General features: G+C 36.8%; 12 protein-coding genes. 5 read left to right on the top strand and 7 right to left on the bottom strand.

Features of this window, described 5'->3' with window-relative positions; genetic code table 11:
- Positions 1-239: 239 nt before the first annotated feature.
- From DD829_RS02110 to DD829_RS02095, 4 genes are all read left to right on the top strand, one after another.
- Positions 240-1061 carry a DUF2314 domain-containing protein gene (locus tag DD829_RS02110; protein WP_076393210.1) on the top strand — a complete coding sequence of 274 codons (822 nt, stop codon included), beginning with the start codon at positions 240-242 and terminating at the stop codon, positions 1059-1061.
- A 526-nt stretch (positions 1062-1587) separates the two neighbouring features.
- Positions 1588-2427, top strand: a complete 840-nt coding sequence (locus DD829_RS02105; protein WP_108410199.1) for an SDR family oxidoreductase — start codon at positions 1588-1590, stop codon at positions 2425-2427.
- 567 nt (positions 2428-2994) lie between these two features.
- Positions 2995-3909 carry a helix-turn-helix domain-containing protein gene (locus tag DD829_RS02100; RefSeq protein WP_108410198.1) on the top strand — a complete coding sequence of 305 codons (915 nt, stop codon included), beginning with the start codon at positions 2995-2997 and terminating at the stop codon, positions 3907-3909.
- A 603-nt stretch (positions 3910-4512) separates the two neighbouring features.
- The gene (locus DD829_RS02095) at positions 4513-5175 is read left to right on the top strand and encodes a hypothetical protein (protein ID WP_108409052.1); all 663 of its coding nucleotides are present in this window, start codon (positions 4513-4515) and stop codon (positions 5173-5175) included.
- A 226-nt stretch (positions 5176-5401) separates the two neighbouring features.
- On the opposite strand, the gene gldG is transcribed toward DD829_RS02095, so the two are convergent.
- The 5 genes from gldG to kbl form a co-directional block, all read right to left on the bottom strand.
- Positions 5402-7072 carry a gliding motility-associated ABC transporter substrate-binding protein GldG gene (gldG, locus tag DD829_RS02090; protein ID WP_108409053.1) on the bottom strand — a complete coding sequence of 557 codons (1671 nt, stop codon included), beginning with the start codon at positions 7070-7072 and terminating at the stop codon, positions 5402-5404.
- A gap of 4 nt (positions 7073-7076) precedes the next feature.
- Positions 7077-7805: an ABC transporter permease gene (locus DD829_RS02085; protein WP_087711056.1), complete on the bottom strand. Its 729-nt coding sequence runs from the start codon at positions 7803-7805 to the stop codon at positions 7077-7079.
- A gap of 115 nt (positions 7806-7920) precedes the next feature.
- A complete protein-coding gene (locus DD829_RS02080) occupies positions 7921-8475 on the bottom strand; it encodes a CopD family protein (RefSeq protein ID WP_116547472.1) in 555 nt (184 codons plus the stop codon).
- A gap of 123 nt (positions 8476-8598) precedes the next feature.
- Positions 8599-9039, bottom strand: coding sequence for a hypothetical protein (locus DD829_RS02075; protein ID WP_123906782.1), 441 nt, complete (start codon positions 9037-9039; stop codon positions 8599-8601).
- A gap of 68 nt (positions 9040-9107) precedes the next feature.
- Complete coding sequence (kbl, locus tag DD829_RS02070; RefSeq protein ID WP_108411677.1) at positions 9108-10304, bottom strand: glycine C-acetyltransferase; 1197 nt, start codon at positions 10302-10304, stop codon at positions 9108-9110.
- A gap of 159 nt (positions 10305-10463) precedes the next feature.
- On the opposite strand from kbl, the gene DD829_RS02065 reads away from it, so the two are divergent.
- Positions 10464-11342 (top strand): cupin-like domain-containing protein, encoded by an 879-nt coding sequence (locus DD829_RS02065; protein ID WP_108411362.1) that lies wholly within the window; start codon positions 10464-10466, stop codon positions 11340-11342.
- Between the two features lie 154 nt (positions 11343-11496).
- Here DD829_RS02065 and DD829_RS02060 read toward each other — a convergent pair whose 3' ends face one another.
- Both DD829_RS02060 and dacB read right to left on the bottom strand, forming a co-directional pair.
- Positions 11497-13419, bottom strand: a complete 1923-nt coding sequence (locus DD829_RS02060; protein ID WP_116547471.1) for a M1 family aminopeptidase — start codon at positions 13417-13419, stop codon at positions 11497-11499.
- Between the two features lie 87 nt (positions 13420-13506).
- Positions 13507-14979, bottom strand: a complete 1473-nt coding sequence (gene dacB, locus DD829_RS02055) for a D-alanyl-D-alanine carboxypeptidase/D-alanyl-D-alanine-endopeptidase (protein ID WP_108410773.1) — start codon at positions 14977-14979, stop codon at positions 13507-13509.
- Positions 14980-14994 lie beyond the last annotated feature (15 nt).

The raw sequence follows: 14994 nt of genomic DNA, 5'->3' as shown, positions 1-14994 counted from the left end.
AAGCGCTTAAAAGAATAAAAATCAAAGATTTTTAAAAACTGTTGTGATCTTCTTATTTATAATCACAACTTTAAATAGACGTTTAGTTCATCTTTTGCGGCTTTTGCGGTTAAATAAAAAGTTTAAACAGATTTTTATGTAAAATTCAACCTTCTGTTCTTATATTTTTCTGTATTTTGGTCAAAATAAAAATAACAGAATAAATTTTCAGCAAAATTAAAACTAATAATTAAAATAAAATGTCAGAAAATAAAATATTTTTCGCAGACGCAGCAGATCCTGAAATGTCTAAGGCTTATAAAAAAGCGCAGGAAACTTTTAAATATTTCTGGAGAGAACAATCTTGGGAATACAGAAGAATTATTCCGGCACTGAGTGTTTCATGCGTGAAAGTGGCTTTTTCTCAGGAAGATCCTTCTTCAGACTCACCTATTGTAGAACATATGTGGATCAATGACATCCATTTCGATGGCGATCTTATCAAAGGCTACCTCATCAACAAACCGAATAAACTCACCAATGTTGAAGTCGGAGATTATGTGGAAATTCCTGTAAATGAAATCAGCGACTGGCTTTTTGCCATGCCGCAACGCGCAAAAAAAACGAAAGGACTTTCAAAACTGTTTTCATCTTCTTCAGAGTCTCTTCCTCCGAAAGCTTATGGCGGATTTACGATCCAGAAAATGCGTTCGGATATGTCTCCGGCGGAAAGAAAAGCACATGACAATGCATGGCAAATGGATTTCGGAGATTTTAATGATATTGAAATCGTTTATGAACAGAAAGAGCATCCTGAAAATCTTGTGGAGCATCCGATGAGCAGAAATATGAAGGAAGAGCTGGTAAAATTCGTCAGCGAAAATCCGGATGAGATTACAGGTCAGGATATAAACGGCTATTCTATGCTTCATGCGGAAACAATTGCCGGAAATCTAAGTTCTGTGGAAGTGATTCTTGCAGCAGGAGGGGATAAAAATTTAAAGACAAAATCCGGAAAAACAGCTTTGGACTTTGCCCGACAACTGAATTGGGAACATATTATTCCTGTTTTGGAAGATTGATTTTATCTTAATTAAAGTAAGTTTGATGTTAGAAGATTGAAAATTAATTTTAACCGAAATTTAGTATAAGTTTTTGGCTAAAGCCAATTGTTTTTTTTAAACTTTTAAAAAATAAAATATTCTTGTTGGAAAACTCAAAGACGCAAGATTTTTATTAATCTCAAATCTTTAAGGCGCAAGAAAATCAAAGATTTTCAATAAAGATTGATGCTTAATTTTATCGCAGATAAAATCTATGCGCCTTAGGAAGAGACCGTATTTAATAAATATTTTCGCCTTTGCGATGGTTATAACTATTAAGTTTAAACATCCTATTAAAATGTGCTAAAGCCAATTCCTATTGATATTTTGTCCTGATTTTACATCGAACTCACGATTAGTATATTAAAGAGAAACTTTCCCGTTTCTCTTTTTTGTTTTTATATCATTCACGATCTGAATACATTCTTTCCCGATTCGGCTACATTTCCCACTGCACAACTTTCCATCTTTGTACCATCAATTAAAAACAATAAAACATTTAAAAATGGAAACAAAAAAAGTATGGTTCGTAACGGGAGCGTCAAAAGGTTTAGGATTTGAACTGGTTAAAAAATTATTATCCGAAGGATTTCAGGTGGCTGCAACAAGCCGCACTGTAAATTCTTTAATTTCTGCTTTCGGAGAGGCTTCGGAAAACTTTCTGCCCTTAAGTGTAAATATTACGGACAATAATGATGTAAAATCTGCCATTGCAAAAACCACAGAGCATTTCGGACAGATTAACGTTGTGGTTAATAATGCAGGATACGGACAGATCGGAACGCTGGAAGAGCTTACGGATGAGGAAGCAAGGGAAAATTATGCAGTAAATGTTTTCGGAACTTTAAACGTCATCAGAAATGCAATGCCTTATCTTCGTGAGCAGAAATCGGGAAATATTTTCAATATTTCGTCCATCGGAGGTTTTTCGGGAAATTTTCCGGGTTGGGGAATTTACTGCTCTACTAAATTTGCAGTAGCAGGATTTACAGAAGCTTTGGCTGAAGAAGCGAAAGATTTCGGAATTCATGCAACAGTAGTTTATCCTGGATATTTCCGTACAGATTTTTTGGCTAAAGATTCGGTAAAAACTCCGGCAAATCCTATTCAGGCTTATGAAGCGGCAAGAAGTTCGGAACAGGCACATCTTGACGAAATCAACGGAAACCAGCCGAACGATCCTGTAAAAGCAGCAGACGTTCTGATTCAGTTGAGCAAAGAGGAAAATCCACCGGTTCATTTCCTTTTAGGCGTAGGAACCATGGAGTTTCTTACCAATAAAGTAGATGCGATTACAGGGGATGCAAGGAAATGGGAGGTTTTAGCAAATTCTACAGCAATTTAGAATTGATTTACTTCTTTTGTCTTGAAACAAAAGAACCAAAAATTCAAGACTTAGATCCTGAATGCTAAAAATTAAAACGTAATCCTAAAATTCCCAAAACTCGCGCGAATCAAAATTCGTTCTTCGATTATGAATTGTACCCGCGCTCAGACAGTGGAAATTTTTTAACGGATTACGTTTTAATTTTCTTAACGCTTCAGGCTCTTATGTCGGAAAAGCCATCTGATTTAGACATTTTTGATTTGTATCTCAGGTAATGTAAAAGTATGAACGTTTATCAAATTCTACAGCAATTTAAGAGTGATTTATTTCTTTTGTCTTGAAACAAAAGAACCAAAAATTCAAGACTTAGATCCTGAATGCTAAAAATTAAAACGTAATCCTAAAATTCCCAAAACTCGCGCGAATCAAAATTCGTTCTTCGGTTCTGGATTATAACCCGCGCTCAGACAGTGGAAATTTTTTAACGGATTACATTTTAATTTTCTTAACGCTTCAGGCTCTTATGTCTCAACAAAAGAACATTTATTTCATAAAAAATCACTAAAAACAATTAACTTCGTTATTATGAAAGAGACCTTCCGTTTTCATTCGATCTCCGATTTTCATGCTTTCTGTAATCTGCCGAGTCCGGATCATCCGCTGATCAGCTTGATTGATTACAGCAAAGTCCGCTATCCTGTAAATGATACGGAACTGAAATGGACCCAGAATTTTTATTCGGTGGGGCTGAAAAGGAATGTAAACGCGAAGTTTAATTATGGGCAGCAGGAATATGATTTTGATTCGGGCGTGCTGTGTTTTGTTTCGCCGATGCAGTTTCTAAGAATTGAGATGAAGCCAGATGTTGAGTTTGAACCGACCGGATATCTTTTGCTGATTCATCCTGATTTTCTTTGGGGAACTTCGCTCATCAAAAAAATGAAATCCTACGAATTTTTCAGTTACCAGATCAATGAAGCGCTTTTTCTGTCGGATAAGGAAGAAAAAATTATTGTGGATCTGTTTAAAAACATCGAAAAGGAGTACCAGACAAATATTGATAAATTCACGCAGGAGCTTATTGTTGCGCAACTGGAATTATTTTTAATCTATTCTGAACGTTTTTACGAAAGACAGTTTTTGACCAGAAAAAAATCGAGTCACGAATTGCTGGATAAATTTGAGGAAGTTCTTTCGCAGTATTTTAACAGCGGAAATCTTCTCGAACATGGCATTCCTTCTGTGAAAACCATCGCCGAACAACTGAATATTTCACCCAATTATCTGGGAAGTTTATTACGCATCCATACGCAGCAGAACACACAGCAACACATACAGAATAAGCTGATTGCTCTCGCAAAAGAACGTCTGAGTACAACGAATTTATCCGTAAGTGAAATTGCGTATGAACTGGGTTTTGAACATCCGCAGTCGTTCAGTAAGTTATTTAAGCAGAAGACGAATCAGTCTCCGGGGGAGTTTAGGAGGTTGTTTAATTGAGAAGATTTATAAAAACAATAACTTGAATGTGACCCAAATTAAAGTTGAAAAACTTTTTGGACTATAGATTCCAGAGCCGTTTTATATAATCATTCTGATATAATTTATTCGAAAGATTACGAAAGAAATACTATCAAAAAGTATTTAAATGAAAAGAGGTTAGGACTTGAACCAACAATAGAGCGTCTAATTGATTGGATAAGAAACAAAGTAATTCATTAAAAAAATTGAGGAATCAATTAATTGCGATATTAAATATTCGATGAATGGACATGATTTTATTGAAGTGCTTTTTCATTATATAAATAAAATAAAAAATACAGCAAATTTCAAAATTGAAAATTTTGAGAAACCATTTTATGTAGCAATCCAGCCTGATTATTTTGATCAATATCAAATGTTCAATAAACTAATATCATAATTAATAAACTTACAGCAAACTAACAATTAATTAAAAAACACCACACTAGTAAGTATTTATACCCAATATAACATTTAGTAATTTCTACGCTACCCTTCCTGTTTTTTTCTTTGTTACTTTGGTTTATCAAATCATCTAGCCCTCTAAAGGGTAAAAACTAACAATAACCAAAAAACAAAAAAATGGAAACAATTGAAATCACCAAAACAGGAGTCGGGATCAACGATCCTTTTGAACGCGTAATTTTTGATGCCGCAAGATCATCGGGCAGCGCTACAGAAGCTTACTCGATTGAAGTATCCGGACAGGGCCAGCTTACCGGGCTTTCTTACACGGTTCCGGCTCACGCTGAAGGAAGAATCAAAGCTAAGCTTCAGATCTCTGCCATGTCAAGCGAAGACGTACAAAAACTTAATAACCTTGCGATGGGCATGCTGGATGCAAGCGCTCAGACTCAAGTGAAAGAATTTGAAAAAACCGCAGCCAGTGCCAACCTTTCTGTATGGACCTGGTTTTTCGGTGGTGGAGGCGCTTCTGCTTCCTACGAGAAAACAAAAGAGAGCATGTTGTCAAAAGGACTTACAGAAGCTCAGATCACTACATTGATGAACGCTTTCCTGGAACTGGCAAAGAAAATGTCAACCGTGGAAATTAATTTTTATATCAACAATTCGGCAAATCCTTATTCCGTTTCCGGGGATCTTTATTTATATACTGTTTCCGGAACCATTAAAACTGAAAAAGGAACCGCACAATACCGAATGTTAGCCGACAGTGCTTCAGCGGGTGGTCCTCCTCCATCAGGCGGCGGCGCTCCTGCTTCCGGAGTTATTAAGCTGAATTAATTTCAGGGTTTGAAAAATTTAGAATCTTATAATTGACCGGAGAAATCCGGTCATTTTCTTGATTTACAATGAAAATTTTATTCTAAAAGTTCTCAATACATTTTCCTTCGCGTTGGTGCGAAAAAAACTTGAACTGACGCAGAGAAAAAAATTTATATCTATTAAATAAATCATCCTTAAAAACAACACTAAATAAAAAAGAGAAGCAAAAACTTCTCTTTTTATTTTATCCAAACTTCTTCTTTCTCAGCCAGAAGAACAAACCTCCCAAAATACCGATAATCACTAAAGGAAGCAGCAAATTAAACCATTGCCAGTTGTTTTTCTCTTCCGTGATTCTCTGTCGGTCAAGAAGCCTTTCTTCGATGTTTCGGTTTCTGAGATCCATAAGATTGCTGTCGTCCAGAAGATAATCTAATGCATTTCTCAGGAACTGTTCGTTTCCAAACTGTTCGTTGGTAAGCAAATCTACGCCTAAAGGAAGCGGTTCTCCTTTCAGAACTTTATTTCTTCCTACGTCTCCGTCGGCGATCACAATCATTTTATTTTCAGGGCTCGAACTTTTAAAATTCGGATAGGATTTTCTTTCGATTCTGGAAGCATATGCAGAATTGAATTTTCCTTCTAAAGATACTGCATAAATCTTCGGTGTGCTTGGTTTTTCCATCTGTCCGAGACTGTCGACACTGGAAATTTCTTTCAGATCCACATAATTCGGAACCTGCTTCAATAAAGTTCTTTCACTCGATTCAAAAAGAACGTTCGTTTTGATATTTTTTCTTCCGCCCAGTGTATCGATGGAAGTCGGAAACTCAAACTTGACAGGATTGATATTTTTCGTAATCGGATTGTTGCTTTCTGCAATTCCCAAAGGAAAATACGGCCACGGAAGACTGGTGTACTGTGGATTTCCGCTCACTTCTCCCGTTACTAATCTCAACAGCGCAAACTTCTTCACATCTTTCACCAAAGCCGGATTGATCCTGATTCCATAATTGAAGAAAAAATCCGTCATATTGATGTCTACAGGAAAAGGCATTACCTTTTGAGACCTCATCAACGTATCCATTTCCGCATTTACGGCATCAATCATCCACAATGTTTTTCCGCCGTTCATGATGTATTGGTCAAGAATTACTTTTTCACCGTCCGTAAAAGCCTTTCTAGGTTTAGCGATCACCAAAGCATTCATTTGCTTTAAGGTCGGAATATCTGCGATGGTAAGTTCGGTTTGGTTTTTAGGAATAATAGGACCTGCATCATAACTTTCTGTTGCCAGTTGCATGAATCCCTGAAATTCTCTTGGATTCAGCTCATCCTGATTCACCAGAATCCCGATTTTCTTTCTTTTGTGCGCCGCAATATTTTTAATGTTCGAAACCAGATTGTACTCTAAATTTTCAATAGATTTCGTAAGTTGCTGATCGGCATCAATTCCTGTCTGCTGAACCACCAAAGGAATGGAAACTCCCCTCTTATCATATTTTACTACTGCATAAGGAAAGAGCATGATCTGAGAAACTTTGCCGTCTTTGATGTCCGGAAGCATGGAAGGCTGCATTCCCATCGCCATCAAAGTATCTTTAGACATTTTGGTTTTAATAGGATCGATGAATTTAAAATCGATCTTCGGATTAATTTTTCTGAACTCTTCCAGCATAAATTTCGTTTCGCTCTGAAGCTGCTTGAAACTTGCCGGAAAGTCTCCTTCCAGATAAACATCGACGACCAAAGGTTTATTTACAGATTCCAGAACCTTAACGGTATTATCGGAAAGCGTATATCTTTTTTCTTTGGTTAAATCCAATCTTATTCCTGAAATAGCAAGAATAACCACCAATGGCAAAACCACGAAAAGTAAAATTCCTAGCGGAGATTTGAACTGTATCTTCTTCATCATTCTACTTCTTTTTATTAATGAAATGATTGGACAAAACTAATGTAACACCGATGATTAAAGCAAAATAAGCCACATCCTTAAAATCGATAAGACCTCTTGTAAAGCCTAAGAAATGCTGGTAAAACCCTACATTCTGTAAAATAAAATCTGCGCCTCCCAACAATTTATAACTTGCCAGTTGCTCGATCCCGAAATACATGATGAAACACATGAAAACGCCCAACAGATAAGCCATAATCTGGTTTTGGGAAAGCGAAGACGCCAAAATTCCCACTCCGGAAAATGCTGCAATTAAAATAATTAACCCGATATAGCTTCCGAACGTCATTCCCAGATCTACATTTCCGGCAGGAACGCCCAAAACATAAACCGTGTAAAGGTAAATTAACGATGGAATCAGGCATAAAATTCCAACAATCCAAACTGAAAGAAATTTTCCGAAAACAAGATCTGAAACTTTCAGCGGTTGAGAAAACAGCCAGTTTAAGGTTCCAGTCTGCTGTTCTTCCGCAAAAGTTTTCATGGAAAGTGCGGGAATAATAAACATCAGTAACCAAGGAACCAGGACGAAATAACTTTGCAGAGAAGCCATTCCGATCTCAAAAATGTTGGAGTCGTTGTCGAAAAAAAACAGAAACAGCGTCGCGATCAGACTGAAAGCCGCGATGATTACCCACGCGCTCCAGTTTCCGAAGTAGCTCCAAAGTTCTTTTTTTAAAATTGCAATCATAGTTTTATTGTCAAATGTTGATTGTTTTTAGTTGATCGTTGATTGTTTTTAGTTGACTGTTTTTTGATATAAAATTCACCCATCAACTATAAACCAACAACCATCAACCGAATCATTACTTTTTCTTATTCTTATTCTTATTTACCAGTTTTACCGTCATCATGATTAAAAATACCAGAACGAAAAATCCGACGATTAATTGCCACCAATATTCTATAACAGAAGATTTTAAAATTACCGTAAAAACCACCAGAAATAAAATGAATGTAGCAATCTCATTAATCTGTCTCAGTTTCACATTAGAAGTAGATAGCGTTTCGCCGTTTAGCTTTATAATTAAAAGCAGCTTTCGCCAAGCCCAATAATGAAAAAAAGCCAAACCAACCAAAAAAGTTAGTTTCAAATGAAACCATGGCATTTTCATCAATCCGAGATTCAGAAAAATCATTGTCAGTCCGCAAACCGTCATGATTACTCCGGCAGGAACGGTGATGATGTTCCAGAGCCTTCGGGCCATAAACGTATATTGTTCTCTGAGGATCTTTTTCTTTTCTTCCGCGAATTCATCGGTATCTTTATAGTATACAAAAATTCTTACGAGATAAAAAATTCCCGCAAAATAGCTTACCATGAAGATAATATGAAGCGCTTTTATTATGGTGTAAAGCATTCTGAAAAATTAATGGCAAATATAATGTTAATGACAAAAATATTTACTAGAAAACAGAATAAATCTTGCTTTTATTCTGTTATGTTCATTATTTTATATTAAAAAGCTGAGGGATTTTCAAGCTTAGTGTTTGTCGAATGAAATACTGTCTACTTTTTTACCATCTTCATACTTCTTTATATATTGGAGATTTCCTTTTTCGTTGTAAAATTTCCAGTCTCCGAAGTAATACCAGTGGCGTTCATTTTTAGAGACATCCATTTTAGACTGTCCGCTTTGCATCAGCTTCCCGTTCTGATGGTATATCTTGGTCTTTGTAATGTTCTTTTTTATTTTATCTTTCTGAAAAAGCTGATTATTCAATGTGGTTTTCCAGATCCCGACTTTTTCACCGTTCTTATATTTTCCGACGGCAATCAGCGTTCCTTCATCCGAAGAATATTCTTCCTTCCATTTGCCGTGTCGTTTACTGACATTCTTTTCGTCTTTGATGTACTGATTCATCTTGGTGTTGCAGGAAGCCAATAATAAAACACTCAGTAAAATGAGGGATATTTTTTGCATAAAAAAACAGAATTTCCGTAAATATAGAAATTCTGTTTTTATTCTACAATTGTAGAGGTGTTTTATTTTTAAGAAATTACTCCCAATTCTTTTCCAACTTTTTCAAAAGCAGCAATTGCCTTATCAAGATGTTCTCTCGTATGTGCCGCTGAAAGCTGAACTCTGATTCTCGCTTTTCCTTTCGGAACCACCGGATAGAAGAATCCGATTACATAAATTCCTTCGTCCATTAACTTTTCAGCCATTTTCTGAGCCAAAGGCGCATCATAAAGCATTACAGGAACAATGGCAGCATCACCATCCGGAATATCGAAACCTTTAGATATCATTTCCGCTCTGAAATATTCTGCATTTTCCATTACTTTATCGCGAAGAGAAGTATCTTCAGAAATCATGTCCAAAACCTTCAAAGCTGCTCCCACGATTCCCGGAGCCAAAGAGTTTGAAAACAAATACGGTCTTGAACGCTGTCTCAGCATATCAATGATTTCTTTTTTACCGGAAGTAAATCCGCCTAAAGCCCCGCCCAAAGCTTTTCCAAGCGTGGAAGTAATAATGTCTACTCTACCCATCACTTCGTTGGCTTCGTGCGTTCCGCGACCTGTTTTCCCAATGAAACCTGTTGCATGAGAATCATCTACCATTACCAAAGCATCGTATTTATCGGCAAGATCACAAACTCCTTTCAGATCTGCAACGATTCCGTCCATTGAGAAAACGCCGTCTGTAACAATGATTTTAAAACGGTGATTTTTTTCGGAAGCTGCAATTAACTGAGCTTCCAGATCTTCCATATTGTTGTTTTTGTAACGGTATCTCGCTGCTTTACACAAACGAACACCATCGATAATGGAAGCGTGGTTCAGTTCATCTGAAATAATCGCGTCCTCTTCCGTAAATAAAGGTTCAAAAACTCCTCCGTTCGCATCAAAACAGGCAGCATACAAAATGGTATCTTCAAGACCTAAAAAGTCTGCAATTTTCTGCTCCAGTTGTTTATGGATATCCTGAGTTCCGCAGATAAAACGAACCGAAGACATTCCGTAACCGTGAGATTCTATCATTTCCTGAGAAGCTTTCATCACTTCAGGATGGTTGGATAATCCCAGATAATTGTTCGCACAGAAGTTCAGCAGCTTTTTTCCGTTGGCTTCTATTTCGGCACTCTGCTGAGAAGTGATGATTCTTTCTCTTTTGTAAAGTCCGTCGTTTTCAATATTCTGAAGTTCGTTCTGTAAATTTTCAAGATACTTTTTAGAGATCATTTCTAATAATTTTTAAGATGCGCTAATTTAATAAAATCGCGGTAAAGTAACAGGATTTCTCCTTTTTATTGTAAATGTCTGTACAAAATCATAATACTTTTGTTAATAGTCTATAATTTTGGTAGACTAATTGCTATATTTGCTGAATAAAATCAGAAAATGCGATTATCACCAGTACAAAAAATTGAAAATATATCATCAGAGGATTTTATCAAAACCTATCTAAAACCTGCAAAGCCAGTAATCTTAAAAGATTTTGCGGCTCCTGAAAGTCCTGCTTTTGAAAAATGGAATTATGAATATTTTAAAGAAATTGCAGGAGAACATAAAGTGAATATCTATGGAAGTGAAATTGAATCTCTGGACAGAATCGCCAGTAAACCAATCGGACAGAGTACTTTTTCAGAATATCTGGATCTTATAACTTCCTCTCCTACCGAACATCGTCTTTTTTTATTCAATTTATTAAGCATTAAACCAGAATTAAAAAATGATATCATTTACAACGATGTTACAAATGGAAAAATTATAAAATGGCTTCCTTTTATGTTTTTCGGAGGTGAAGGTTCGGTTACCCGAAATCATGTGGATATTGATATGTCCCATGTTTTCATAACTCAGTTTCAAGGCATTAAACGAATCTGGCTTTTTCCGTGGGAACAGTCGGATCTGCTGTATAAACTTCCTTATAACTTTCATTCCATCACCAATATTAAAGAGCCTGATTTCGAAGAATTTCCGGGACTGAAATACATAAACGGTTATGAAGCTGTTATACAACCCGGCGAAACGCTTTATATTCCTTCCGGATGGTGGCATTACATTCAGTATGAAACGGAAGGATATTCTGTTTCTGTAAGAGCTTTGCCTTATAGCTGGCTGGAAAAATGGCGGGTCTTTAAAAACTTAGTCCTGATCCGGAATTTTGATAATGTGATGCGAAATTTATTCAAAGAAAAATGGTTCGATTTTAAGGTAAGAAAAGCCAGAAGAAAAGCCAATCGCGCCATTAAAAGACAAAAAAGCTTTCAGATTTAGTGAATTATTAACCCTAAATATATTATCATGGAACTACTTTATTTAATATTTTCCTCAGAAAGATCTTTATACACCTATTATCCAATTTCATTTAACCATTTTTAAACAAAAAACCTTCAGAAAATCTGAAGGTTTTGACTTTATGCTGTAAAAATTATTTCTTTAAAAACTTCACGTTCTTATCGTTAATTTTAAAAATATACGTTCCCGGAACCAATTCTAAAATATTGATTGATTTCTCCGGCTGATACGTTCCCTGTCTTACCAATTTACCGTCTGTGAAATAAATGGAGAAATCTGTAGGCTTTGTAATCCCTTTTAAGTTCAGTTCATTTTTAGCCGGATTCGGATATAAAGCAAATTCTTCTTTAACTAAATCTGCAGTTCCCAGTGTGTTATCCTGAGTTACCGTAGAATTTCTGTCCAGAATCTGATATTCATAATTAAATTCTACACTCGCTACAGGAAATGTTACCGACTGCGTAAAATACTGGTTGTTGGTCGTATTATTCAAAGCAAAATAAGCAACCTGTCCTCCTGTTCCGTTTACTTTGATCGGTAAAGGCATTTCGAAGAAACTTACCGTTGAACTGCTTTGCGTCTGAGACGCTCTGAAAGTAACGGTATTTCCTACCTGCTTCCAACGGATATCATACGTAGGATAACCCTGTCCGTAAATCCAGTCGTTGAAGAATTCTGTAAAATCTTTTCCGGTAGACGTTAATAAAGACGCATTAAAATCCTGAGTTTTCACATAATTATAAGCCAAATTCGGTCTGGAATGGTATTCCTGAATTGCCTGATAAAATGCAGCATCTCCCAAAATCCATTTCAGCATTCTCAGCACATACGCTCCTTTTGAATAAGACAATCTGCTGTTGAAAATGGTTCCTACACTGTTAAGATTGGCATCAGCAACATAAACACTTCCTGTTGGCGAACCTGTAACAAAGTTTTTCTGAGTCAACAGATAATTTAAAAAGTCGGTGCTCGTCATCAGCAATTTTTCATTGGCAACATGTTCTCCAAACGTGGCAAAACCTTCATTCAGCCAGATGTCGTTCCACGCACCGCAGGTTACTTTGTCTCCAAACCACTGGTGAGCCAACTCATGGGCAATGAGACTTCTGCTCCATCCCGCCATGGAAGACATGGTTTGATGTTCCATTCCGCCACCCGCCTGAAATTCCATATGTCCGTATTTTTCATTTCGGAAAGGATAAGGTCCGAAGTAGGTTTCAAAAGTATTCATCACCGTTTTTGTCCAGTCGATGTTATTCATACTTGTTGTATTTGTGGACGTTGCCGGAAAAATATAATTAATGAACGGAAAAGGAGGATTTCCCATTGTATCCGTTAATTTTACGAAGTTGGTGATGGAAAGAGCGATCAGATATGCTGCAGTCGGATACTGCGTTCTCCAGAACGTCAGTTTCTGACCATTGCCTAAAATGGTTTCAGACATGGGCTTTCCGTTGGAAGCAACGCTGTATTGTGAAGGGGTGGTTACTTTTATATCTACTCTTTCGATTTTGTCGTTCAGACTCTGTTTTGTAGGAAACCAGTCCTGCGCTCCGTAAGGTTCATTTAAAGTAGATAAAACTGCGGTTCCGCCCTGTGTTCCGTTAAAAAAGGCATTATTGGTTGTTGCAGGCGATCCTGAATACGTTACCGTTAAAGAATCCAGCACATTTGCCGCAATAGCAGACTGAAAGTTGATTTTCAGTTCTTTGGTAGACAACTGCTGAAAAGTAAGCGGCGTTCCGTGATACTGCACTCCCGAAACCGTCATCTGATTATCCAGATCAAAATAAATAGAGCTTAAACTCTGGTTGGGTTTAAAATGAGACGTTACGGAACCCGAAACATTATACACCGCCGGATTAATGGTAAGATCCAGCCTCTGATACTGGAGATCGTAATTCAGGGTATTCGGGTTGACGTTTCCGACCGCCATTTTGTGAGCGAAAGATTTCATTTCCTTCGCCATCATCGCTTTTCTTTCGATATTTTCATTCTGAGCGCTTAATTGCTGAAAAGTAAGCATACCCAAAACTAAAAAGTAAAACTTTTTCATATTCAATTTAAAAAATATATCAAAGATATAAAAAAACCTTCCAATCGATGATTAAAAGGTTTTATTATTCGTTAAATTTTAACAATTCTATAAATCTAAAGCAGGTTCAAGAATTTTTTCCATTCTTTTCTTTACCATGTCTACAGATCCTGCGTAGTTGTTCACCATTAAAGAGAAAACCAGCGTTTTTCCTGTATTCGTTTTCATGTATCCTGCTAATGTTTTTACTTTATTCAGCGTTCCTGTTTTTGCAAAAACCTGTCCGTTTCCAAGTCCGTTGAACATTCTTTTCAACGTTCCGGACTGTCCTCCAATCGGTAATGAATTTAAATATGTTTTGTAATATTTTTCATCCATTAAAGAGGTTAAGAATTTTGCCTGGGCAATCGGCGTTACGTTATTGCTTCTCGAAAGTCCGCTTCCGTCGATATAATTTAAACCAAGCATATCGAAACCTTCATTTTTAAGATGTTCCGTTACTACTTTTCTTCCGGATTCTGTGGTCTGGTCTCCAAGACTCTGAAAACCAACCGTTTTTAACAATGCTTCAGCAAGACCGTTATCGCTGTGCTGATTGGTATAATAAATAATGTCCGCTAAAGTAGGAGATTTATACACGGAAACTAATTTTCTGGCTTCAGGATTCGCATCCGTCATTTTAGGAGTTACTTTCCCTGTTACAGAAATTCCGCTTTTTACGAGAGTTGTTTTGAAAGAGTTTGCAAGATAAGCCGGAGCATCGGGTAATTTTGTTGTTAAAATTCCGTCGCCTTCGTATTTATCTGCATACACCATCTGGTTGTTGTACGGAGAAACGTAGAAAAATTTCTTATCGGTTGAAAAGTTGTTTCCTTTCTTTACGATCAGTTTTTCATTGGCAGGATTGATCTCTTTCGTTGTACCAACCGGCAAATAGTAATTATTGTTTTCCAACCATACAACATTTTCCGGAAGCTTCGAAATATTGCCTTTGAAAAGCGCTGTCTGGATAATAATATCCCCATTTACCTTTTTGATTCCCTCACGAGAAAGTCCTTCTTTGAAATCTGTAATAATGTCTCTGTAAGCCCAAGCTCCGCCTTTATTGGTTCCTAAAGAAGGATCTCCGCTTCCGACGATGTAAAGATTTCCGTTTAACACTCCGTTTTCATCCACTGTTCCTGAATATTCTAATTGGGTATTCCAACGATAACTTTCGCCCAGCATATTCATTGCCGTTTCGGTAGTTAATAATTTCGTTGTAGAAGCTGGAACCAAAGGAGTATTTTCGTTATACGAAGAAATTACTTTCTTCGTTTTCGGGTCGTACACTACGAATCCCCAAGTTGCATTTTTCAGCACAGGATCGGTCATCATAGTGTTTACATTAATGTCTACAAGTTCTTTCGGCGACAAAATAGTTTTTTCCACCATGGAAGTGATGGGAGAAGGTAAGTTTAAACTGCTCTTCTGATTGTCGTAAGCCGGAGAATACAGAACTGTAGAAACGGTAGACTGTGCAAGAAAAAATCCTGAAGCCAGCACCGCAACACCTGAAATATACTTTCTGAAATTTACCATCTATTTTTCTTTTGC

The organism is Chryseobacterium sp. HMWF035, from assembly GCF_003094695.1.
GTDB lineage: Bacteria > Bacteroidota > Bacteroidia > Flavobacteriales > Weeksellaceae > Chryseobacterium > Chryseobacterium gambrini.
Note: the sequence above shows the minus strand (reverse complement) of the source record. Positions and strands in the feature narration are given on the sequence as shown.

Bases quoted from the DNA above. Each gene is read 5' to 3' on its own strand.
- DD829_RS02110 (WP_076393210.1), top strand. From the start codon at position 240: ATGTCAGAAAATAAAATATTTTTCGCAGACGCAGCAGATCCTGAAATG.
- DD829_RS02105 (WP_108410199.1), top strand. From the start codon at position 1,588: ATGGAAACAAAAAAAGTATGGTTCGTAACGGGAGCGTCAAAAGGTTTA.
- DD829_RS02100 (WP_108410198.1), top strand. From the start codon at position 2,995: ATGAAAGAGACCTTCCGTTTTCATTCGATCTCCGATTTTCATGCTTTC.
- DD829_RS02095 (WP_108409052.1), top strand. From the start codon at position 4,513: ATGGAAACAATTGAAATCACCAAAACAGGAGTCGGGATCAACGATCCT.
- gldG (WP_108409053.1), bottom strand. From the start codon at position 7,072: ATGAAGAAGATACAGTTCAAATCTCCGCTAGGAATTTTACTTTTCGTG.
- DD829_RS02085 (WP_087711056.1), bottom strand. From the start codon at position 7,805: ATGATTGCAATTTTAAAAAAAGAACTTTGGAGCTACTTCGGAAACTGG.
- DD829_RS02080 (WP_116547472.1), bottom strand. From the start codon at position 8,475: ATGCTTTACACCATAATAAAAGCGCTTCATATTATCTTCATGGTAAGC.
- DD829_RS02075 (WP_123906782.1), bottom strand. From the start codon at position 9,039: ATGCAAAAAATATCCCTCATTTTACTGAGTGTTTTATTATTGGCTTCC.
- kbl (WP_108411677.1), bottom strand. From the start codon at position 10,304: ATGATCTCTAAAAAGTATCTTGAAAATTTACAGAACGAACTTCAGAAT.
- DD829_RS02065 (WP_108411362.1), top strand. From the start codon at position 10,464: ATGCGATTATCACCAGTACAAAAAATTGAAAATATATCATCAGAGGAT.
- DD829_RS02060 (WP_116547471.1), bottom strand. From the start codon at position 13,419: ATGAAAAAGTTTTACTTTTTAGTTTTGGGTATGCTTACTTTTCAGCAA.
- dacB (WP_108410773.1), bottom strand. From the start codon at position 14,979: ATGGTAAATTTCAGAAAGTATATTTCAGGTGTTGCGGTGCTGGCTTCA.